This is a genomic window from Martinezella lusitana (assembly GCF_010668395.1).
Lineage (GTDB): Bacteria > Pseudomonadota > Alphaproteobacteria > Rhizobiales > Rhizobiaceae > Rhizobium > Rhizobium lusitanum_A.
This window is the reverse complement of record NZ_WUEY01000001.1, coordinates 379,114-399,554: the sequence shown is the minus strand read 5'-3', so window position 1 is coordinate 399,554 and position 20,441 is coordinate 379,114. Positions and strand designations below refer to the sequence as shown.

The window sequence follows — 20,441 nt, the reverse complement described above, 5'->3', positions numbered from 1 at the left end:
AAAAGTCGCGCGTCTCATGGCAAAAGCTGGTGGCGGAAGCAAGGCGTCAGATCGGATTGAGCGGATCTTCCTTGGGCGGCGGAGGCGCGAGCGTCGATTTTCCGTTCTTGCGCGGGTCATCGCCGTACATGCCGCGCTTTTTCTGCTTGGCTTCGTCCACAAGCGATGCCAGCGGCGAGCCGGGCTCGGGATCGGCCCAGCCGAAGCGGACCAGCCACGCACTGAGGTCGATGCGGACATAGCGGCATGCGCCCGTGACCGTCCCTTTCCAATTGGCATCAGGCACATCGCAATCGATCGAGCGCCCGCGCAGATACATGCGAAATGCCGTGCGCGCGGCCTGGCCGCAGGGCCAGCTCTTGCCGTTCGGGCCGGTGCACATCCGGTCGACGTCGGTCGGAATGACGCCGGTGAGCTGCACGTTCCTGCCCGCAAGGGTCAATATCCCCGCCTGATCCGCGAAGGGGCGGACAAGCTCGATGGTTGTCGTCTGTCCCTGCGGCTTGGACGCCGGATCGAGAGAGGCCTGTTCCGACTCGGGCTTCGGTTGGGGTTGCGGTTGCGGCTGCGATAGCGGCTGTGAGGGAAGGGTCTGGTGCGTGAGGGCCGCCATTTCCCTGTCGACCTGGTCGGCCGGTATCCGGTTGTCCGGAGCAGGATCGACCTTGGCCGGGCTGGCCGGAGTGGATTCCGCCGACGAGGCAGCGGTCTTGTCCGGCGCGGTGGTTTCGCCTGACTGCGGCGTCGGGGCAGGGACGGCGTCCGTGCCTTTCGGCGCGTCGGTTGCCGCTGCTGCCGGCTGCGCCTCTTCCGGTTTCGGCGACGCGTCGTTCGAGCGCGCCGGATCGGTTGGGACCTTGCTGTCCTGCGGCGATGGCGGCTCGGCGGTGGTCACCTTGCTCTGCTCGTTTTTAGTGCTGTCAGCGTCCGGCGTCTTAGCGGCATCGTCGGTCGCCGGCGCCGGCGTTGCCGCGGCTGGTGGGCTCGCACCGTCCTGCTTGGCCGTTTCGGCGGGTTTTGCCGCCTCGGTGGCCTTTTGCGGCGTCGGGTCGGCCTTGGCGGTCTCGGTCGGCGCGGGCGCGGGCTTGCTTTCCACCGTCATGTCGCTGTTACCCCGGCCGGGCAGGCTGAAACCATGCCCACCGAACTGGACCGCGATCAGGGTCAACCAAGAACCGACGACCGCGCCTGCCACACCTGCAAGCCAAATATCACGACGCATAACGAGAAAACTTTCCTATTGGCTGGCCCATATGATCCGGGCAATCCATTCCACATCCGTAAGGTCGAAGCTGCGGTTAGGGTGTTCGGGGTTGAGCGACAACAGTTCTATCGACTTCGCGCTCTGCCGCAGCAGAACCTTGGCCATGACTTCGCCCTCGCGTGTCTTCACCACCACACGGTCGTTTTTCCGGATCTGGGCGCCTGGCTCGACGATCAGAATATCGCCGTCGCGATAGAGCGGCAACATGCTTTCGCCCTGGACTTCAAGCGCATAGACGCCGGCTCTCTGCCCGGCCGCAACCGGAAATTCCACCATGTCCCAGCCCTGGCCGGCGGGAAACCCGCCGTCGTCGAAAAAGCCGCCGGCGCCAGCCTGGGCAAAACCGATCAGGGGGATGGAATTTCCGGCCGGCGAAATTCCATGTGACGCACCGGCATTAGGCAGTTCGCCCGGCCGGATGAAGCTCAGAAACTGCTCGAGGCTGGCTCCCGTCGCATCCAGGATCTTGGCGATCGATTCCGTCGACGGCCAGCGCAGCCGTCCATCCTGGCTCAGCCGCTTCGACTTGTTGAAGGAGGTGGCGTCAAGCCCGGCGCGGCGTGCGAGGCCGGAGGGCGTCAAGGCATGCCGCTCGGCAAGCCGGTCGATCGCACCCCATATCTGCTCGTGTGACAGCATCGCCGCTCAGCATCCGCGCGCCGGCTCGCCCGGCGCTCAATTCTTCAGAAAACGTTAACCGAGGCATTTTGGCGAGTAAAGACCGGCATAGGAATAGGATCCTTTATCCCCTTGCTTTCGCCGTGCAATTTGCCGGCTTCAGGTCTTCTGCGGCAAAGGCTTGGTTTCCTGCTCCTCGTTCTGGAACTCCTTCGCCATGCCCATGAAGCCGCGCATGAATTTCTGCATGATGCCGAGCGTGCGATCGACCTCGGCATCGTCAGGCAGGCTCGACCCGTTGTTCGCGGCGACCGTCTTTTCCAGTTTCGTTACGCGGTCGGCCAGCCGGTCCAGTTCGTCGTCATAGGCGCTGCGCTCGTCGGCGGCCATGCGGCAGACGAGATTGCCGGCTTGATCCTGGCAAATGGACATGGCGCCCGTCTGCCGGTCGAGGCGGATGAAGTGGTCGCCGCTGCGTTCCAGCTGAAAGCGCCCCGCATCAGGTTCGGCTGACAGAGCCGGTGTGGAGAGAAGAATAGCGGCGGGCAGAAGCATGGCCGCAAAGCCGATTTTCAGTTCCTTCGTCATGTCATCCTCCGGATTTTCTGCGTCAAACGCCGAATCCATCACGGAAACCGTGGACATCGGCGGATGTTTTCGTGCAAAGCCCTATCAGGGCAGCTTTACATAGGGATGATGATCGCCATGCCAGTGGTTTACAAGATCGTGCCGGACGCGCTCTGGCAGCAAGCCAGACAAACCGGCGTTTTTCATGGCGCACCGATCGATCTGACTGACGGCTTCATTCATTTCTCCACCGCGAAGCAGGCAAGGAAAACCGCAGAACTCTATTTCGCGGGCCAGGCCGGCCTGCTGCTCGTGGCGGTCGACGGCGACGCGCTTGGCGACAAGCTGGTCTTCGAACCCTCGCGTGGCGGCGATCTCTTCCCGCATCTCTATGCGCCGCTGCTGCTTTCGGCCGTGCTCTGGGAAAAGCCGCTGCCGCTCGGGTCCGACGGCGCTCACGTCTTTCCGGAGATGGCGGAATGATCGGCGCCTTTCGCGATCTCGGCCGGCGCGGCCTGTTCCTGTTCGATCCGGAAACCGCGCACGGCATGTCGATATCGGCGCTGAAGTCCGGCCTGGTGCCGGCCTGCCGCGTCAGTGCCGATTCCCGCCTGCGCCAGACCGTGGCCGGCCTCGATTTTGCCAATCCGATCGGCATGGCGGCCGGCTACGACAAGAATGCCGAAGTGCCGGAGGCGCTGCTGAAGCTCGGTTTCGGCTTCACGGAAATCGGCACGGTGACGCCGAAGGCGCAACCGGGCAATCCGCGCCCGCGCATCTTCCGCCTCGTCGAGGACGAAGGCGTCATCAACCGTCTCGGTTTTAACAACGAGGGTCACGAGGCGGCTTTCCAGCGGCTCAAGGCCATCCGCGGCAACGGCCTCATCGGCGTCAACATCGGCGCAAACAAGGACAGCGCCGACCGTATCGCCGACTACGTGGCCGGCATCCGCCGCTTCTATTCCGTGGCGCGGTATTTCACCGCCAACATTTCCTCGCCGAACACGCCCGGCCTGCGCGACCTGCAGGCGCGCGAAAGCCTGTCCGCCCTGTTGTCGGCCGTGCTTGCCGCGCGTGACGAGGAAGCGGCGCAGGCCGGCAAACGCATTCCCGTCTTCCTCAAGATCGCTCCCGATCTGACCGAGGAGGGCATGGACGACATCGCTGCCGAGACCTTGTCGCACGCGCTTGACGGTCTGATCGTCTCCAACACCACGCTTTCGCGCGATGGGCTGAAGGATCAGCGGCAGGCCAAGGAGGCGGGCGGCCTTTCCGGCAAGCCGGTCTTCGAGAAATCGACCGTCGTCCTGGCGAAGATGCGGCGTCGCGTCGGCGCCGCGCTGCCGATCGTCGGCGTCGGCGGGGTGTCGTCCGCCGAAACGGCGCTGGAGAAGATCAAGGCCGGCGCCGATCTCGTGCAGCTCTATTCCTGCATGGTCTACGAAGGGCCGGGATTGCCGGGCCGCATCGTCGCTGATCTCTCGAAGCTGGTCGATCGTGCGCGGGTGGCCTCGATCCGCGATCTCCGCGATACCAGCCTGGATTACTGGGCGAGCCGGAACGTCTGATCCGCGCGCTTCTTCAGGCCCATGGCGAGGAAGATGCCGCGGAACAGCAGGAAGGCGTTCATGGCCATCCAGAGGCCGTGATTGCCGAGCGTCGGCACGAAGACGGCAAGCGCCACGAGGTAGCCGCCGAAGGACATCAGCATCCGGTTGCGCATCTCGCGCGACCATGTGGCGCCGATGAAGACCCCATCCATCAGGAAGGCGAGCGCGCCGGTAAGCCCGGTGATCGCCGCCCAGGGCAGATAGGTTTCGGCGGCGACGCGAACGTCCTCCGAGGTCGTCAGCAGGCGGATCAGCGCCGGGCCGACGGTGAAGAAGAAGACGGCGGCTGCAAGCGCCAGCCCGAAGGACCAGAGCCCGGTCAGCTTCAGCCCGCGCTCGAAGGCCGGGCGATAATTGGCGCCGATGGAGCGGCCGGTGATCTGCTCGGCAGCGTTTGCCAGCCCGTCGAGATAGTAGCCCGATAGCAGAAAGAAGTTCATCAGCACCGCATTGGCGGCCAGCATGACGGCGCCGAAGCTGTTGCCGATGCGCGTCATCAGCGTGAAGGCGCCGATCAGCACGAAGGTGCGGATCAGGATATCGCGGTTGAGCGCGAACAGCTGCGTGAGCTTGGCGCGCGACAGCAGTTCCGCGCGGGGCGGGCGCGCCTCGCCGGCAAAGCTGCGCAGCACGATCGTCAGGCCCAGCAGCGTGCCGCTCGCTTCGCCGATCAGCGTGCCCCAGGCAACGCCGGCCACACCCCAGCCAAGACAGAGGCCGAGCACGATGGCCAGCGCGATGTTGACGCCGTTGATGACCGTTTGCAGCAGCAGTCCGATGCGGCCCTGGCCGCGGCCGAGCACGAAGCCGAGCAGCGCATAATTGGCAAGGGCGGCCGGCCCTGAAAGCATGCGGATGGAGAAATAGGTGCGTGTCGCATCGGCGACGCCGCCCTGCGGCCCCATCAGCTTGATGCCGAGCCAAAGCAGCAGGGGCGACAGCAGCACGAGCAGGATTCCGCAACCGACCGCCGATATCAGCGCCCGCCAGAAGACGGCCTGCTGTTCGTGCCGGTCATGGCGGCCATAGGCCTGGGCGGTAAGACCTGTCGTGGAGGCGCGCAGGAAGTTGAAACTTGCAAAGATGAGGTCGAAAAGCACCGCTCCGATCGCAAGTCCCGCCAGCGCATCCGGCTGGCCGAGGCGGCCGACGACCGCGGTCCCAGCGAGGCCGAGCAGTGGCGTCGTCATGAAGCCCAGCGTCATCGGAATCGCGATCGACAGCACGAGCCGATGCGTCACGTCGAAGGGCAGAACCCTCCCGCTCCCCTGTTGGACATCCATGTTGCGCTAAGCCTCCTCAGTTCGAGGAAAGCACCATGGACCAATAAGGCCTGCCACCGGAAGAGGGGGTATAGGCAAGAGCGACGCCAAGACCATCATATTTGCCGAGCATGTTGTGCAAATGCTTCGGCGAATTGATCCAGGCCGTCACCGCCGCGTTCACGTCGTGCTGGCCTTCGGCAATGTTCTCGGCTGCCGGCAGCTTGACGCCGCTTGCCTTGACCCGCTTGCCGAAATCGTCGCCGATGCCGATCAGGTGCTCCATCTTGCCGGTATCCGCCATGCGCCGTGCCTGATAGACGGCCGCGGCGCTGGCGGCGGTATCGATCTTCAATGGCGGCAGCCCGTTCTTGGCGCGCAGTGCATTCACGAGCGGCAGGGCGGAGGCGGTCTGGTCGCTGGCGGGCGTGTTGGAAACACGGGCGGGCGGCGTGGCGCAGCCCGCGACGGACGCGGTGAGCGCAAGGGCGGCGAGGCGCAGCGCATCGCGGCGCGTGCAGGTCAGTATCTGAGAGGTCATGTCAGCGGCGATAATTGAACAGGCGGAGGATGATGAAGAGTGGAATGACGATGGTTGCGCCAAGCAGCAGATAGTCGCCGAATTCGCCAAGCGCAGCAAAGCCGCTGTGCCAGAGATCGACGATGAACCGGCGGACGCCATTCAGAAAATCGAGCGGCCGCCAGCCGAAGAACTTCATCACGAAGCCGACCACGAGCGACACGATGATGAGCTTCACCAGCGTGCGGCCGGGCGAGTCGCCAAGGAATCTGTTCACCTGATCGGACATACTGACGTCTCCATGATGGCAGTCGGTGGTGTTGAGATAGGGCCGGGGCTGGTGACTCGCAAGCACTTTTGCCCGGCGCATACCTCAAACGGGCCTCTGCCTGAAATAGGACTTGAGTTTTTTTGTGGCCGAGTTCAAAGCCGGGCGTCAAACAGGATGAAACCGATGCTGCCGAGCCAGCTTTCCTCCGGCGATGTCATCGCAGACCGCCGCGCCGACTATGCGAAGATGCTTGCCGAAAGCGGCGAGCCTGCGAGCGCTGCCGAGCTGATGGAGCAGGCGCTGGAACTGTCGCCGCGCTGGGCGGCGGGATGGTTTACGCTTGCGACCTATCACGAGAAGGCCGGAAATGTGCCCGGCGCGCTCGCCGCGCTGAACGAGGTGCTGGCGCTCGATGCGGGAGACGTCTTCGGCGCCCGGCTGAAGCTTGCCGTTCTCGGCGGCGCCGACATGCCCGACCGCCCGCCGAGCCTTTATGTCGAGCGGCTGTTCGACGACTACGCCGACCGCTTCGAAACCTCGCTGGTCGAGAAGCTCGGCTACAGCGTGCCCGGCAAGCTTGCGGCGCTGATCGCCGAGACGGCCGATATCCCGAAACATTTCCGCCTCGCCATCGATCTCGGCTGCGGCACGGGCCTGCTTGGGCCGGAGATCCGTGCCCATGTCGACCGGCTCGAGGGCTACGACCTGTCGAAGGGCATGCTTGCCAAGGCGGCCGAGAAGAAAGTCTACGACCATCTCGGCCAGGCCGACTTGTCGCTGGAGCCGGATCTGTCCGGCGTGTTCGATGCCGGACTTGGGCCGGGCCGCGCGGACCTGATCACCGCCGCCGATGTGCTGATGTATCTGGGCGCTCTGCAGGGTGTCATGGCGATCGTGCGCAGGCTGGCGGCCGATGGCGCCGTCTTCGCCTTTTCCGTCGAGGATGCGCAGCAGCCGGCCGGCTATGTGCTACGCGACTCCCTGCGTTTCGCGCATTCGGAAGCCTATGTGAGGGCGATATTGGCCGATCATGGCTTTGACGTGCAGGGTCTCTCCCGCAGCGTCATTCGCATGGATGGCGGAAAACCGGTCCACGGCATTCTGTTCATTACGCGCAAATCGGCCTGATTATTCGAATCTTGCGAATTTCAAATAGGTCAGTATTGCTTACGTATTTTCGCTTGATTATCGCCCGAGCTTTCAGCAAAGAAGCCTTGAAACACAGGGGAAAGCACATGGCGAACGCGAAGAGCGCATTTGGCGTCTGGAATACATCTGCGACCCGGCATTCATGGGTCGAGGACTTTCAGGGCATACTGTCCGGCAGCCTGATTTCGTCGCTCGGCTTGTTCTGCCTTTCGAGCGCGGGCCTTTTGACGGGCAGCACCGCCGGCATCGCTTTCCTGCTGCACTATGCAATCGGCGTGAACTTCGGCCTGGCCTTCTTCGTCGTCAATCTGCCGTTCTTCTATCTGTCGCTGAAACAGCTCGGCCCGGTCTTCACCGTCAAGACCTTCATCGCCATCGCGCTGACATCTCTGCTCACCAACCTGCAGCCGCTCCTGTTCGACGTGGCGCACATCAATGCGCTATGGTCGGCGCTCCTCGGCGGCATCCTGCTCGGTTTCGGGCTGCTCGCGCTTTACCGTCATCGCGCCAGCCTCGGCGGCGTGGGTATTTTGGGGATTTATCTGCAGGAGCGTTTCGGCATTCGGGCAGGGCTTGTGCAGCTTGCCATCGACTTGTGCGTGCTCGCCGTCGCTTTTGCGGTGACCACGCCTCCTGTGGTCATCTGCTCGGTGATTGGCGCCATCGCGCTCAATCTCTTCGTCGCGATCAATCATCGCTCGGATCGCTACATAGCGCTGTAAAGCTGATGCCTACTGCTTGCGGGTCTCGTCGGATTCGACGATAGCGGCTTCGTGATACCAGCTGTCGAATGCGGCCGTGGCAATGGTCGGGCCGATATCCGGGGTGAGGTTCACCTTCGGACGCTGGCTGACCGCCGTGGGGCGGGCCGTGACGGGAAACTGATAGATCTTTGCGGTTTCGTGCCGGGTACTGATTGCCATTCGTTGTCTCTCCCTTTTTGGTGTTCAAGCGGGCGCGCTTCAAGAGACAGCTCATATATAGCAAAGCCGAAGGCAAATATCACCATTCCGCTTAAAAAAAATGCTGAATGATGAAATTATAGGCAACTCGACGATGGCGCGGTCGATGCCGCTTCTTTGATCTGCCAATTTGCCAATCCATTCCGGGGCCGGCGAGCCTGCGACATCTTGGCAGCCTGGTTGGGACGACCTCGGCGATTTGAAAAGAATCCGGCGGTTGATGCTCCGAAACCTTGTTCGAATACGGCTGAATCATAAAAATCTTGCCTCACGGGTCCCGTGTCGATCTGATCTGGCACAGCAAATGCATCTCATCTAGCAGCCGTTCGTAGTGAGGAATTTTCCGGCGGGCGCGCCGGGCAAGTTTTCCTACTTCGCCTGATTAACTGTTATGAGGTGCGTAATGACGAAATTTAAACTCGAGTACATCTGGCTCGACGGGTACACCCCGGTACCGAACCTGCGCGGTAAAACGCAGATCAAGGAATTCGACGTATTTCCGACGCTCGAGCAGCTTCCGCTTTGGGGCTTCGATGGTTCGTCAACGATGCAGGCCGAAGGCCGCAGCTCCGATTGCGTGCTGAAGCCCGTCGCCATCTATCCGGACCCGGCCCGTACCAACGGTGCTCTCGTCATGTGCGAAGTCATGATGCCCGATGGCGTGACCCCGCATGAAACCAACAGCCGCGCGACCATCCTCGACGATGAAGACGCATGGTTCGGCTTCGAGCAGGAATATTTCTTCTACAAGGACGGCCGTCCGCTCGGCTTCCCGGAATCTGGCTATCCGGCTCCGCAGGGTCCGTACTACACCGGCGTCGGCTACAAGAACGTCGGCGATGTCGCCCGCGAGATCGTTGAAGAGCACCTCGACCTTTGCCTCGAAGCAGGCATCAACCACGAAGGCATCAACGCCGAAGTGGCCAAGGGTCAGTGGGAGTTCCAGATTTTCGGCAAGGGCTCCAAGAAGGCCGCCGACCAGATCTGGATGGCTCGCTACCTGCTGCTGCGTCTGTGCGAAAAGTACGGCATCGACATCGAGTTCCATTGCAAGCCGCTCGGCGACACCGACTGGAACGGCTCGGGCATGCACTGCAACTTCTCGACCAAGTTCATGCGCGAAGTCGGCGGCAAGGCCTATTTCGAAGCGCTCATGGCTCAGTTCGACAAGAACCTCGAAGCGCATATCGCTGTTTACGGTCCGGACAACCACCTGCGTCTGACCGGCAAGCACGAAACGGCTCCGTGGAACAAGTTCAGCTACGGCGTTGCCGACCGCGGTGCCTCGATCCGCGTTCCGCATTCCTTCATCAAGAACGACTACAAGGGCTATCTCGAAGATCGTCGCCCGAACTCGCAAGGCGACCCCTACCAGATCGCTTCGCAGGTTCTGAAGACCATCTCGGAAGTGTCGACGGCCGGGTCCGCTTCGGCTGCTGCCTGATTATTTTCAACCTCGGTTCGCCGAGGTGGAGACAAACGAAAAGCGCGGGATTTCGGTCCCGCGCTTTTTGCGTCTTGAAGCTGGTCTCAAGCAGCCTTGCTGCCGGCATCGACCGGATGCTGCGAGCGGAAGCCGACGGCAAGGCGGTTCCAGACGTTGATCGTGGCGATCGCGACGGTGATCTTGACGATCTCCTCTTCGCTGAAGTGCTGCTTCAGCGGCTCGTAGTCGGAATCCGGGATGCCGGTCTGGGCAATCTTGGTGACGGAATCGACCCAGCGGAGCAGGGCGCGTTCGCGATCGTCATAGACGGGTGATTCCCACCAGACGCACATCAGGTTGATCCACTGTTCACTGAGGCCATCGTGCCGGGCTTCCTTCACATGCATGTCGACGCAGTAGGCGCAGCCGTTGATCTGCGAGGCGCGAAGCTTGATCAGGTGGATGAAACGGCGCTCCAGGCCGCTGCTCTGGACGAAGTTTTCCAGCGCGACGACGGCCTTGTAGGAATCGGGCGAGGCCTTGGCGAAATTGAAACGGGGATGCATGGTCTTCTCCTTGGGTTGAACTTTCGAGGGATCAGCTTTTTGTCTTGCGTTCATGAAGCGCGAGAAAGGCGCAGCCCCTCGCGGCGATGCCGCCATCCGTGTCCGTCTGCCTGAGATCGGTCAGCACGTCGGCAATACTCGTCTTGGCCAATTCGGCCCTGTAGACGCGCTCAGCGGCCAGCATCGCGGCACTGATGCCGCAGGGCCTGGCGAAGTAGCGCCCTTCCAGCGGGTTCGGTCCGCGCTGGCGGATTTCGGCGCAGCGAAAGGCAGGCGCCGGACCTTCCGCCGCCAGCACGATATCAAGCAGGCTGATCGCTTCCGGCTTGCGCGCCAGCCGATAGCCGCCCTTCGGTCCCGGCACGGTGTCGAGAATGCCGGCACCTGAAAGCGCCTGCAGATGCTTCAGAAGATAGCTGACGGAGACCCCGTGGAATTCGGCAAGCGCCGCCGCCGAAAGCACGCCTCCGTCGGACAATCCCGCCAGCATGGCAACGCAATGGATGGATTGTTCGACGCCGTCCCCGAGCTTCATTTTCCAACCCTTCTAATCATGGATATTTTTTATCCGTGATTTTTTGAGGAGTCAATTCTTTTTTGAAGTGAGGCTGTATGGAGCCTGAAAGGCAGCTTTTTGTATGCCGTGCCTCTGACCCCCCTCTGTCCCGACAGGGACAGAGGGGGGTGCGCACTCTCCGCGATCCATGAAGCCGATAATGCGAAGTCAGGCATCCCCGCTTCTCATCGGCCGCATATCCATTACATTCAACCCCATGGATCAGATCGACACTGCGCAGCCTCTTGCCCTGCCTGCACCTTTCATCCGCTGGTTCGCGGAAAAGGGCTGGCAGCCGCGTGCGCATCAGGTCGAATTGCTTGCCCGCGCCGAGGCCGGCGAAAGCACCTTGTTGATCGCCCCGACGGGTGCGGGCAAGACGCTCGCCGGCTTCCTGCCGTCGCTCACCGATCTCACCCATCGCGGCAAGATCCCTCCGGGCTCGGCCTTCACCGGCATCCATACGCTCTACATCTCGCCGCTGAAGGCGCTTGCGGTCGATATCGAGCGCAACCTGATGAAGCCGGTTTCGGAAATGGGCCTGCCGGTATCGGTCGAAAATCGCACCGGCGACACGCCTGCCGGCAAGCGGCAGCGGCAGAAGCTCAATCCGCCCGATATACTGCTGACGACGCCGGAACAGGTGGCGCTGCTGCTCGCCAATCGCGAGGCCGAGCGCTTTTTCAAGGACCTGAAATATATCGTCTTCGACGAGCTGCATTCGCTGGTGACTTCCAAGCGCGGCCATATGCTGTCGCTCGGCCTCGCCCGCATCCGCAAGCTGGCGCCGCGCGTGCAGACCATCGGCCTCTCGGCGACCGTCGCCGATCCGATGGATCTGCAGAAATGGCTTGTAGCGCAGGGAGAGGGGGAGGAGCGGCATGCCGGCCTCGTCATGGTCGAGGGCGGCGCCAAGCCCGATATCTCGATCCTGTCGACGGAAGAGCGCATCCCCTGGTCCGGCCACTCCGCCAAATATGCGATCCCGGATATCTATCGCGAGCTGAAGGCGCATCGCACCACGCTGCTCTTCGTCAACACGCGCTCGCAAGCCGAAATGCTGTTTCAGGAGCTGTGGTCGGCCAATGACGACAATCTGCCGATTGCGCTGCATCACGGTTCGCTCGATGTCGGCCAGCGCCGCAAGGTGGAGGCGGCCATGGCGGACAACAGGCTGCGCGCGGTCGTCGCCACCTCGACGCTCGATCTCGGCATAGACTGGGGCGATGTCGATCTCGTCATCCATGTCGGCGCGCCGAAGGGGGCAAGCCGCCTTGCCCAGCGCATCGGCCGCGCCAATCACCGCATGGACGAACCGTCGAAGGCAATCCTGGTCCCGGCCAATCGCTTCGAGGTCATGGAATGTCAGGCCGCCCTCGATGCCAATTATATCGGCGCGCAGGACACCCCGCCGATCGGCTCCGGCGCGCTCGATGTTCTCGCCCAGCATGTGCTCGGCATGGCCTGCGCCGAGCCCTTCGACATGCTGGAGCTCTACGATGAGGTGCAGAGCGCCGCTCCCTATGCTCATCTCTCCTGGGAGACCTTCGAGCGCATCGTCGATTTCGTTGCCACCGGCGGCTATGCGCTCCGCACCTATGAGCGCTATGCCCGCATCCGCAAGATGGCGGATGGGCGCTGGCGCGTCTCCAATCCGCAGGTGGCGCAGCAATACCGCCTGAACCTCGGCACCATCGTCGAGGAGGCGATGCTGAATATCCGTATGGTCAAACGCAATGCTCTCGGTTCGCTCGGGCGCGGCGGAGCCTCGCTCGGCAAGGTCGAGGAGTATTTTCTCGAACAGCTTTCGCCCGGCGACACCTTCCTCTTTTCCGGCAAGGTGCTGCGTTTCGAAGGCATCCGCGAGAACGAGTGTCTGGCCTCGCAGGCCTTTTCCATGGATCCGAAGATCCCATCCTATGCCGGCGGCAAGTTTCCGCTCTCGACCTATCTCGCCGATCAGGTGCGGGCAATGATCGCCGATCCCGACCGCCGGCACCGCCTGCCGGATCAGGTGCGCGACTGGCTGGAAATCCAGAAAGAGAAATCGCTGCTGCCCAAGCGCGACGAGTTTTTGATCGAAACCTTTCCGCGCGGCAGCCGCGCCTACATGGTCGCCTATCCCTTCGAGGGCCGGCTCGCGCACCAGACGCTCGGCATGTTGCTGACCCGCAGGCTGGAGCGGGCGGGCGCAAAGCCCATGGGCTTCGTCGCGACCGATTATTCGCTCGGCATCTGGGGCCTGGAGGACATGGGCCTGATGATCGCCAACCGCCGGCTCAGCCTTTCCGATCTCTTCGACGAGGATATGCTCGGCGACGATCTCGAGGCCTGGCTCGACGAGTCCTTTCTCCTGAAGCGGACTTTCCGCAATTGCGCCGTGATTGCCGGCTTGATCGAGCGCCGGCATCCGGGCAAGGAAAAGACCGGCCGCCAGGTGACCGTCTCCGCCGATCTGATCTATGACGTGCTGCGCAGCCACGAGCCGGACCACATCCTGCTGCAGGCGACGAGGCAGGATGCGGCGACGGGGCTTTTGGATATTGGCCGCCTTGCGGATATGCTGAAGCGAATCAGGGGCCACATCACCCACCGGGCGCTGGATCATATTTCCCCGCTCGCCGTGCCGGTGATGCTGGAAATCGGCAAGGTGCCGGTGCCGGGCGAGGCGCACGATGTCCTCCTGGCCGAAGCGGCGGATGACCTGATCCGCGAGGCGATGGAATAGGGCATGATCCAAAAAAGTGTGAAGCGCTTTTGGGTCATGCGAAACAGACGACGAAGGTAGATTGTTAAGGTGATGAACCGCCTGGCGCTAGCGCGAGATATGAACCGTCAGGGCAACGGCGCGATATCGGCGTCGGGCGTCGAGACCGTCGTTCATGGCGTTGCTGCCGTCTGCGATCCGCTTGGCGCGCTCTATCTGCCGGATGCCGGAATTCTCGTCGTCTCCGATCTGCATCTGGAAAAAGGTGCGGCCTTTGCCCGTCGCGGCATGTTGTTGCCGCCCTACGATACGCTGGCGACGCTGACGGTTCTCTCCGCCGTCATCTCCCGCTACGATCCGAAACTCGTGGTTTCTCTCGGCGACAATTTCCACGATCGGGTCGGGTCGCAGCATCTGCCGGAGGAGTTCCGCGGCCTCATCGTCGACATGGCTCGCGGCCGCGAGTGGATCTGGATCAATGGCAACCACGATCCGGACGGCACGATCGACCTGCCCGGCCATTCCGTCGACGAGATGCATTATGGCGGGCTGTGTTTTCGCCATGAACCGAAGGCGGGACTGCAGGCCGGTGAGATCGCCGGCCATCTACATCCCTCCGCCACGGTTCGGCGTCGTGAAAAATCCGTGCGCCGCCCGTGCTTCGCAACCGATGGCGCTCGCCTGCTGATGCCGGCATTCGGCATCATGACCGGCGGCCTCGACCTTCGCCACAAGGCCATGGCGGGTCTTTTCGAGCGGGAGAGCCTGATCGCCCACCTGCTCGGCCGCGACCGCATCTATTCCGTCCGGTTCGGCAACCTGTCGGCCTGAGTTGCGTTCGCCGGCTCGATGTCGTCAATCGCAGGAAAAGCGGCTCATCAGCTTTTGCGGAACATGAAGCTCGCACCCCAGCCGGTGACGAGGGCAAGCAGCACGGAAAACACGCCGTAGGCGATCGGCTGCTGATGCGCCGCATCGGTTATCATTTGCTCGATGCCTGTCTTGATGACGCGTAGCGGCAGGGATTTCTCGCCCAGGAACTTGCCGCTCTTGAACAGATAAGCGCGCACCGTATGCACGCCGTTCGGCACGTCGGCGGGTATCCTCAGCGTCGCCTTAAAAAGGGAGGAGCTGACGAAGCGGACGCCGGCCGGGTCGCTTTCATAAAGGCCGCCTGTCTTCTGCAGTCGTCGGAAGGCGTTCCGGAATTCCGGCACGTCGGCGATATTGCCGACGAAGCCGACGGGTGTCAGCGGAATATGATCGACGCCGATGCCGCGATCGCTGAGTTCCAGCGGCGCGGTGATATTGTCGACGGCGCGCGTGCTCGACAGCGAATAGGCCTGCGGCACATGTTCGAACGTCATCGAGCGCGTGTTGACCCATATACCGAAAACACGCTCCTTCCGGCGCACGGTGGCGTTCTCGCGCGGGCCTTCCAGCACGACGACGATGTCGTATTGGCCGATCGCCAGAAGCAGTTGGTCCGTGTTGGAAAGGGCGCCGAAAATCGTCAGGTCGGCGCCCGTAAAGTCGGACGTTATGGCGATCTCGCTGGTCGAGGTGCCGATCTCCATCGTCTCCCGCGCCGTGGTGGAGGTCGTCGGCTGATCGAGCATCACCTGTGCCTGTCCGGCGAGCGGCGCAAGCAGCAGCGTGGCAGCGATCAGCAGGCCGAACCCCCTCATCGGCTCACTCCTTCCATCACCACCGAATAGATGTCTGCCGGCGTGACGATAAGGGCGATCGCCAGGCGAAGGCCGACGGCCAGGACGAGAAGACCGAGCAGCGCGCGCAATTGCTCGCCGCGCAGCTTCTGGCCGACGCGCACGCCATACTGCGCACCGACCACGCCCGCCACCATCAGCAGGAAGGCCAATATGATATCGACGGAGTAGTTGGTGGCAGCCTGCACGGTGGTCGTGAAGGCGGTCACGAAAATGACTTGGAACAGCGAGGTGCCGACGACGACGTTGGTCGGCACGCGCAGCAGATAGATCATCGCCGGCACGAGGATGAAGCCGCCGCCGATACCCATCGGCGTCAGCATGCCGACGAAGAAGCCGAGGCCGATCACCGGAATGGCGCTGAGATAGAGCTTGGATTTCTTGAAGCGCAGTTTCAGCGGCAGGCGCTGCACCCAGTTGTGATGGCGGGGCTTGCCGGTCGATGGCGGCAGCTTGCCGGCGGCCCGCCGCATGGCCCGCACGCTCTCCCAGAGCATCAACGTTCCCACGGTGCCGAGCAGAAGCACATAGATCAGCGAGATGATCAGATCGATCTGGCCGAGCCGGCGCAGCAGCACGAACAGCCAGAGGCCGAATGTCGCGCCTGCCAGGCCGCCGGCGAGCAGGATCGTGCCCAGCTTCAGATCGAGCGAGCCGCGCCGGAAATGGGTCAGCGCGCCCGACACCGAGGAGGCGACGACCTGGTTGGAACCGGTGGCGACGGCCACGACCGGCGGGATGTTGTAGAAGATCAGGAGAGGCGTAATCAGAAAGCCGCCGCCGACGCCGAACATGCCGGAGAGAAACCCTACGGCTGCTCCCATGCCGAGAATAATGAGGATATTCACCGACAGTTCTGCAATCGGCAGATAGATCGTCACGCGCTGTTCCCATTTGCAGGCATTTCGGCGCGGTGACCGAAGCCCATTCTTCCCTTAAACGGCGGATTCTAATCTGAAATCATTGCCAGAGCCTTAGGAAAAGCCGGGCTGCTTCAGTTTTCGAATAGCCAGCTTCACTCTAACGCGGCTTTTTCCGCATTTCTGTGACGTCGTTCCCGGGAGCAAGGGGGAATGGCATGGGAGGAGGCTTCGTCGAGCCTCCCTGAACAGGACAATGCCGGCGCGATCGCGCCGGCATGTTCGGGTGGATTGCCTTTTACAAGAGCCCGGCGGGCTACTTGTTGCGGGCCAGCAGTTCCTTGACGACCTGATCCGTGACCCGTCCATCAGCCGGCAGGCCGACCGACTTCTGGAAGCTCTTCAGGGCGGATACCGTCTTGTCGCCCATGGTGCCGTCCGGGGTGCCGGCATCGAAGCCGTTCTTGTTGAGAATGGCCTGAATGTTGCGAATGGCCTTCTTCATGTCGATGGAGGCCGTGTTCACGCCCTTGCCGGTGGTCCATTCGTCGGGAATGTCGGTGCCGTTGGCCTTGGGATCGGCCGATTGCACCTTCCAGAGATCGACCTTGGCGCGGGCGCCTTCGAGATCCGCCGGTTTCATGGCGTTGGCGACCTCGTCCCGCTTCTGGGCAGCGTCCTTGTCACCGCTCTTCGCCGCGATCGCGAACCATTTGTAGGATTCCTGCAGGTCCTGCTTCACGCCGTTGCCCCGCGCATAGAGGATGGCGAGATTGAACTGGCTGTCGGAGACGCCGAGGTCGGCGGCGCGGATGAACCAGTTCGCAGCGGTGTCGTAGTCCTGCGGTCCGGCCGTGCCCGAGGCATAGAGGACGGCGAGATTGTGCATGGCGCTGGCATTGCCCTGATTGGCCGCCTGTTCGTAATACTGCTTGGCCTTGACGAGATCGCGGTCGACGCCGTTGCCCTTCTCGTACATGCTGGCGAGGCGATACTGCGCGGGCGCATAGCCCTTGTCGGCCGAAAGCTGATACCAGTTCGCCGCCTGCTTCATATCTGCCGTAACGCCGCGGCCATCCGTATAGCGCGCGCCGATTTCGAAGAGCGCGACAGGATCGGCCGACTTGGCGGCTGCGACCAGCGATGGCGGCTGGATGCCGTCAGGCACTGCGATCTCCGGAGCTGCCGCAGTGGCGGCGGGAGCCGCAGCGGCTGCCTTGTCCGGCTGGACGAAGGCCGCGGTCTGCTGCGCGGGTGCGGCGCTGCCGGCGGGCGTCAAGGTCTCGGTCGCCGCCTGGTTGCCGTCGAGCGGTGCCGCCGCCGTCAGGTGATCGCTGGCCGGCACCGGTGCCGGATCGACAGGCGCGGCCGCAGGCTGGGCCTCCGCCGTATCGGTTGTTGAGGGGGCGGGTGCGGCGGCCTGGTTTGCGGCGGGCTGCTGATTGCTGTCGGCCGGGTTCGCATTGGCGACGACGTTGCCGGCCGCTGCGTTGGCCGGAGGCGCGACCATCGTCGAGACTTCGGCGGGCGGAGGCGCCTTCTGGCCGCGCGTCAGCGTATTGACCAGCGGGAAGGCCATGATAGCGAGGAGCGCTGCGCCGATGGCGAGCAGTATCGGCCGGCGGAAGCGCGAGAACGCGCCGCCTTTCTTGGCGTCCTTCTTGGAGGCAGACGTGGAGCGCTGCGTCTGGTCGACTTCCATGGCAGCCGCCTGCGCCGCGCGCCGGGCGGCGGCGATGTAGTCGGCCCGTTCGTTTTCGGTCGGCTGGCGGGCGTTTCCACTGCGGGAGGCATTCTGGCTGGCGCGCACGCGCTCCAGGATCTTCTTGATATCGGGCGCGCCCGAGCCTGGCTCCAGCAATTCGTTGGCTTCCTCGCCAGGCATCAGGTCGGCCGGATCGATCGACGGCGCCTGCTCGATCACCGGGCGATCCGGCGGAAAGATCGGCTCCGCCTTTTCCGGCATGAACAAGCGCTTGCCAAGGCTGGCGAAGAGGCTGGTCTTGCCGCTCTTCTTGGCCGCGGCCTTGATTTCCGCCTTCGTATTGGCGTCGATCGCCTCTGCGACCGCTGCTTCGGAAGAGATTGCAGGGGAGGCGCTCGGGGTTTCGGCGGGCGCAACCGTGCGGATGATCGGACCGGACTTCTGCTGCGCGGCCATCGGCGGCCTTATGGCGGGGCCGTCCTCTTCGGCGAAGACGTCGCTTTCGAAGGTCGCAACGGGCATGGCGGCCGTCGGTCTGCGATGTTCCATATGGTCGAGGCGATCGGCGATCTGCAGCAGCGTGTCGTGCAGCGCCTCGAAAGTACGGTGCGTGCGCTCGTCGCTGGAGCGGCTGAGGTCTTCGAGATGACGAAGGTCTTCGGCAAGCGCCGTCAGTGCGGACATGTCGGCGGCCTGGACGCCGTTGCCAAGGCCCTCGCGCGAATAGGCCTCGACGACGGTTTCCGCCGCATGGCGGGCCGCCTCGATGATGTACTCGTCGTTGGTCGCCATATAGTCTTCGATGGCGCTCATCCGCCGATCGAAATCGACGGGGAAATGCTCGGCTGCCGCTGCCCGGGGCTCGTTCGTCAGCAATGTCGAGAGATGGGCGATCTGTTCTTCGAGATTGCGCAGGGCCTGCGTATCCGTGGGCGGTGCCGCGGTGCTGGCCTCAAGGCGTGCCGCGATGTCGGAGAGACGTCCTTCCAGCCGGCGCACCATGCCGTCGTCGATGTTTGCGGCCGGAGCGGGCGGATGGAAATCCATTTCGTCGATGCGGCGGGCGAGATAGTCCAGGCGGTCGGCCAGCACGTTGCCGACCGAACCGTGCTCCAGCGCATCGATCTTGTGGGAGATGTCTGCGAGGTAGGTGACGAGTTCTGGCTGTGGCGCGGCCTTCTGCGAGCGCTCCATCAGATGCGACAGCTGGTCGAGGCGCTCTTCGAGGCGGGCGACGGATTTGGCGCTGCCGAGCTCGTCGATGCGCATGGCGAGCGCTTCGAGACGGCCGGAAAGATCGTCGGCCGGCTGATGCCGGGCGGCGTCGCGGTGCATCAGGTCGATCTGGTCGGCAAGGCCGCTCAAGCGGCCTTCCAGCCGCTGCATGGCCTGGTCCTGCGGCTGCATCATGGAGCCGAGGCTCTCCATCGCGGTTGCGATCGTCAGCAGCTTGTTTTCCAGCGCATGCACGGCCGGGCTGTCGTTCATGCCGCCGAGATGCTGCTTGATGTCGTCAAGGCGATAGGCAAGCGAAACGAGTTCGTCCTGAAGGCCCGACGTATCGATCGCCTTAACGTGGCGTGCGACGTGATGCAGGGATTCCTCGCGGGCAAGCCCGTCCATCAGCGAGCGCAGCTCGTCGAATTCGGCTTTCAGGCCGGCGGTTTCCGGCTGCCCGGCGATCTGGTTGATGCTGTCGGCAAGGCGCGCCATGTCTTCGCGGACGTCGGCGACGAAATGCTTGTCCTCGGCGTTTTCGCGGATATCGCGGATTTCGGCGCGCAGCGCGCTGACTTCGCGGGTCACGCTCTCGGCGATGTCGTGTTTGAGGTCCTGGCGAAGGTTGACGAGCGCCTGGGCGATATCGATCGGCGCTTCTGCGGCAGCGGCCCGCATCGGCTGACGCGAGGCATAGGCGTCGGCTGGGCGTCGGGCCGGCTGCGGTTCGGCGTGTGCCATCTCTTCGCGGCGTGCGAGCACCCGCTCGCGGTTAGCCTCCAGCGCACGCTGGCGCTGGCGAATCTCGGCAAGAGGATCCGGACGGGGGTCGATGTCCTGGCGTTCGCTGCGCAGCGGGCGCTCGTAGGATCGGCTGGCATATTGTTCCCGTTCGGGGCGTGGCGGCAGCCGCTCCGGTGCGGCGACCCGTTCGGGTGCGAGTGCGGGCGCATGGCCGACGGCGACACGCTGGCGCGTATCGCGCGAGGCGGCGGTGCCCATCAGCCCCTCGATGCGTGCCTCCAGCCCCTCGATCGTGCGGCTCAGAGCATCCAGCGACGTCCAGTCGCCTGTACCGGTAGGATTTGATCGCGATCCGCTCATGTCTTTTGCTCGCCTTGAACTTTGGACCACCTGGGCCACCGGACTGACAGGAAGAGGAGATCGCGGCATTGCCGCGCCACCCGTATCCCACCACTCGGAAAGGGATAAATGTATTGGCTTTCCTCAAACAGAGCTGCAAGACATCGCGCCCTCAAAGGATAAGTTGAAGAAACGCGAAGCATTGCTGCTCATCTCGTACAATTTACGAAACGTGGTAAACAACTCGTTAAGTTTCGCGGAAGTCTTAACCTTTTATTTCGGTTCTGCGGCCGCAACCCCCGATATTCCTGTGAGCCGGCTACGGCGCCGCTTCCCGGACCAGCGCTTTTGACGGCCTTCGCCCATCAAA

At 63.1% G+C, this 20,441-nt stretch carries 20 protein-coding genes; 8 read left to right on the top strand and 12 right to left on the bottom strand.

Annotation, left to right across the window (positions count from 1 at the left end; translation table 11 throughout):
* Window positions 1-46: 46 nt before the first annotated feature.
* The 3 genes from GR212_RS01920 to GR212_RS01910 form a co-directional block, all read right to left on the bottom strand.
* On the bottom strand, window positions 47-1,222 hold the full coding sequence (locus GR212_RS01920; RefSeq protein WP_163984763.1) for a thermonuclease family protein: 1,176 nt from the start codon (window positions 1,220-1,222) through the stop codon (window positions 47-49).
* Between the two features lie 15 nt (window positions 1,223-1,237).
* A complete protein-coding gene (locus GR212_RS01915; RefSeq protein WP_163984762.1) occupies window positions 1,238-1,903 on the bottom strand; it encodes a S24 family peptidase in 666 nt (221 codons plus the stop codon).
* A 138-nt stretch (window positions 1,904-2,041) separates the two neighbouring features.
* The gene (locus tag GR212_RS01910) at window positions 2,042-2,470 is read right to left on the bottom strand and encodes a hypothetical protein (RefSeq protein WP_163984761.1); all 429 of its coding nucleotides are present in this window, start codon (window positions 2,468-2,470) and stop codon (window positions 2,042-2,044) included.
* A gap of 105 nt (window positions 2,471-2,575) precedes the next feature.
* On the opposite strand from GR212_RS01910, the gene GR212_RS01905 reads away from it, so the two are divergent.
* Window positions 2,576-2,932, top strand: a complete 357-nt coding sequence (locus GR212_RS01905; RefSeq protein WP_163985158.1) for a DUF952 domain-containing protein — start codon at window positions 2,576-2,578, stop codon at window positions 2,930-2,932.
* A complete protein-coding gene (locus GR212_RS01900; RefSeq protein ID WP_163984760.1) occupies window positions 2,929-4,017 on the top strand; it encodes a quinone-dependent dihydroorotate dehydrogenase in 1,089 nt (362 codons plus the stop codon). Before GR212_RS01905 ends, GR212_RS01900 begins: the two co-directional genes overlap by 4 nt.
* On the opposite strand, the gene GR212_RS01895 is transcribed toward GR212_RS01900, so the two are convergent.
* The 3 genes from GR212_RS01895 to GR212_RS01885 are packed head-to-tail and all read right to left on the bottom strand — an operon-like array spanning window position 3,993 to window position 6,130.
* A complete protein-coding gene (locus GR212_RS01895; protein ID WP_163984759.1) occupies window positions 3,993-5,342 on the bottom strand; it encodes an MATE family efflux transporter in 1,350 nt (449 codons plus the stop codon). The two genes, GR212_RS01900 and GR212_RS01895, sit on opposite strands and share 25 nt — an antisense overlap.
* Before the next feature lie 16 nt (window positions 5,343-5,358).
* A complete protein-coding gene (locus GR212_RS01890; protein WP_163984758.1) occupies window positions 5,359-5,862 on the bottom strand; it encodes a CAP domain-containing protein in 504 nt (167 codons plus the stop codon).
* Window position 5,863: 1 nt separating this feature from the next.
* Window positions 5,864-6,130 (bottom strand): DUF6460 domain-containing protein, encoded by a 267-nt coding sequence (locus GR212_RS01885; RefSeq protein ID WP_163984757.1) that lies wholly within the window; start codon window positions 6,128-6,130, stop codon window positions 5,864-5,866.
* Window positions 6,131-6,295: 165 nt separating this feature from the next.
* Between GR212_RS01885 and GR212_RS01880 the strand changes: the two genes are divergently transcribed.
* Both GR212_RS01880 and GR212_RS01875 read left to right on the top strand, forming a co-directional pair.
* Entirely contained in the window at window positions 6,296-7,240 is a 945-nt protein-coding gene (locus GR212_RS01880; protein ID WP_163984756.1) for a class I SAM-dependent DNA methyltransferase, read from the top strand.
* 107 nt (window positions 7,241-7,347) lie between these two features.
* A complete protein-coding gene (locus GR212_RS01875; RefSeq protein ID WP_163984755.1) occupies window positions 7,348-7,983 on the top strand; it encodes a YitT family protein in 636 nt (211 codons plus the stop codon).
* Between the two features lie 9 nt (window positions 7,984-7,992).
* Here GR212_RS01875 and GR212_RS01870 read toward each other — a convergent pair whose 3' ends face one another.
* Window positions 7,993-8,184 (bottom strand): DUF2735 domain-containing protein, encoded by a 192-nt coding sequence (locus tag GR212_RS01870; RefSeq protein ID WP_163984754.1) that lies wholly within the window; start codon window positions 8,182-8,184, stop codon window positions 7,993-7,995.
* A gap of 442 nt (window positions 8,185-8,626) precedes the next feature.
* Between GR212_RS01870 and GR212_RS01865 the strand changes: the two genes are divergently transcribed.
* Entirely contained in the window at window positions 8,627-9,667 is a 1,041-nt protein-coding gene (locus tag GR212_RS01865; protein ID WP_163984753.1) for a glutamine synthetase beta-grasp domain-containing protein, read from the top strand.
* Between the two features lie 86 nt (window positions 9,668-9,753).
* Here the strand turns inward: GR212_RS01865 and GR212_RS01860 are convergent, their stop codons facing one another.
* Both GR212_RS01860 and GR212_RS01855 read right to left on the bottom strand, forming a co-directional pair.
* A complete protein-coding gene (locus tag GR212_RS01860) occupies window positions 9,754-10,215 on the bottom strand; it encodes a carboxymuconolactone decarboxylase family protein (protein ID WP_163984752.1) in 462 nt (153 codons plus the stop codon).
* A 31-nt stretch (window positions 10,216-10,246) separates the two neighbouring features.
* Window positions 10,247-10,750 (bottom strand): RrF2 family transcriptional regulator, encoded by a 504-nt coding sequence (locus GR212_RS01855; protein ID WP_163984751.1) that lies wholly within the window; start codon window positions 10,748-10,750, stop codon window positions 10,247-10,249.
* A gap of 238 nt (window positions 10,751-10,988) precedes the next feature.
* Between GR212_RS01855 and GR212_RS01850 the strand changes: the two genes are divergently transcribed.
* Together GR212_RS01850 and pdeM are read left to right on the top strand one after the other, a co-directional pair.
* Complete coding sequence (locus tag GR212_RS01850) at window positions 10,989-13,499, top strand: ligase-associated DNA damage response DEXH box helicase (RefSeq protein WP_163985157.1); 2,511 nt, start codon at window positions 10,989-10,991, stop codon at window positions 13,497-13,499.
* A gap of 72 nt (window positions 13,500-13,571) precedes the next feature.
* Window positions 13,572-14,309: a ligase-associated DNA damage response endonuclease PdeM gene (gene pdeM, locus GR212_RS01845; RefSeq protein WP_163985156.1), complete on the top strand. Its 738-nt coding sequence runs from the start codon at window positions 13,572-13,574 to the stop codon at window positions 14,307-14,309.
* Window positions 14,310-14,356: 47 nt separating this feature from the next.
* On the opposite strand, the gene GR212_RS01840 is transcribed toward pdeM, so the two are convergent.
* The 3 genes from GR212_RS01840 to GR212_RS01830 form a co-directional block, all read right to left on the bottom strand.
* Window positions 14,357-15,097 carry a TIGR02186 family protein gene (locus GR212_RS01840; RefSeq protein WP_246725672.1) on the bottom strand — a complete coding sequence of 247 codons (741 nt, stop codon included), beginning with the start codon at window positions 15,095-15,097 and terminating at the stop codon, window positions 14,357-14,359.
* A 65-nt stretch (window positions 15,098-15,162) separates the two neighbouring features.
* Window positions 15,163-16,086, bottom strand: a complete 924-nt coding sequence (locus GR212_RS01835) for a TSUP family transporter (protein ID WP_163984749.1) — start codon at window positions 16,084-16,086, stop codon at window positions 15,163-15,165.
* 295 nt (window positions 16,087-16,381) lie between these two features.
* Window positions 16,382-20,092 (bottom strand): peptidoglycan-binding protein, encoded by a 3,711-nt coding sequence (locus tag GR212_RS01830; RefSeq protein WP_163984748.1) that lies wholly within the window; start codon window positions 20,090-20,092, stop codon window positions 16,382-16,384.
* On the opposite strand from GR212_RS01830, the gene GR212_RS01825 reads away from it, so the two are divergent.
* On the top strand, window positions 20,091-20,423 hold the full coding sequence (locus tag GR212_RS01825; protein ID WP_163984747.1) for a hypothetical protein: 333 nt from the start codon (window positions 20,091-20,093) through the stop codon (window positions 20,421-20,423). The genes GR212_RS01830 and GR212_RS01825 overlap by 2 nt on opposite strands.
* Window positions 20,424-20,441 lie beyond the last annotated feature (18 nt).

Coding starts and splice junctions, on each gene's coding strand:
- GR212_RS01825 (WP_163984747.1), top strand. CDS start 20,091: ATGTCTTTTGCTCGCCTTGAACTTTGGACCACCTGGGCCACCGGACTG.
- GR212_RS01830 (WP_163984748.1), bottom strand. CDS start 20,092: ATGAGCGGATCGCGATCAAATCCTACCGGTACAGGCGACTGGACGTCG.
- GR212_RS01890 (WP_163984758.1), bottom strand. CDS start 5,862: ATGACCTCTCAGATACTGACCTGCACGCGCCGCGATGCGCTGCGCCTC.
- GR212_RS01875 (WP_163984755.1), top strand. CDS start 7,348: ATGGCGAACGCGAAGAGCGCATTTGGCGTCTGGAATACATCTGCGACC.
- GR212_RS01900 (WP_163984760.1), top strand. CDS start 2,929: ATGATCGGCGCCTTTCGCGATCTCGGCCGGCGCGGCCTGTTCCTGTTC.
- GR212_RS01920 (WP_163984763.1), bottom strand. CDS start 1,222: ATGCGTCGTGATATTTGGCTTGCAGGTGTGGCAGGCGCGGTCGTCGGT.
- GR212_RS01905 (WP_163985158.1), top strand. CDS start 2,576: ATGATGATCGCCATGCCAGTGGTTTACAAGATCGTGCCGGACGCGCTC.
- GR212_RS01895 (WP_163984759.1), bottom strand. CDS start 5,342: ATGGATGTCCAACAGGGGAGCGGGAGGGTTCTGCCCTTCGACGTGACG.
- GR212_RS01850 (WP_163985157.1), top strand. CDS start 10,989: ATGGATCAGATCGACACTGCGCAGCCTCTTGCCCTGCCTGCACCTTTC.
- GR212_RS01865 (WP_163984753.1), top strand. CDS start 8,627: ATGACGAAATTTAAACTCGAGTACATCTGGCTCGACGGGTACACCCCG.
- GR212_RS01885 (WP_163984757.1), bottom strand. CDS start 6,130: ATGTCCGATCAGGTGAACAGATTCCTTGGCGACTCGCCCGGCCGCACG.
- GR212_RS01870 (WP_163984754.1), bottom strand. CDS start 8,184: ATGGCAATCAGTACCCGGCACGAAACCGCAAAGATCTATCAGTTTCCC.
- GR212_RS01910 (WP_163984761.1), bottom strand. CDS start 2,470: ATGACGAAGGAACTGAAAATCGGCTTTGCGGCCATGCTTCTGCCCGCC.
- GR212_RS01855 (WP_163984751.1), bottom strand. CDS start 10,750: ATGAAGCTCGGGGACGGCGTCGAACAATCCATCCATTGCGTTGCCATG.
- GR212_RS01880 (WP_163984756.1), top strand. CDS start 6,296: ATGCTGCCGAGCCAGCTTTCCTCCGGCGATGTCATCGCAGACCGCCGC.
- GR212_RS01840 (WP_246725672.1), bottom strand. CDS start 15,097: ATGCTCGATCAGCCGACGACCTCCACCACGGCGCGGGAGACGATGGAG.
- pdeM (WP_163985156.1), top strand. CDS start 13,572: ATGAACCGCCTGGCGCTAGCGCGAGATATGAACCGTCAGGGCAACGGC.
- GR212_RS01860 (WP_163984752.1), bottom strand. CDS start 10,215: ATGCATCCCCGTTTCAATTTCGCCAAGGCCTCGCCCGATTCCTACAAG.
- GR212_RS01915 (WP_163984762.1), bottom strand. CDS start 1,903: ATGCTGTCACACGAGCAGATATGGGGTGCGATCGACCGGCTTGCCGAG.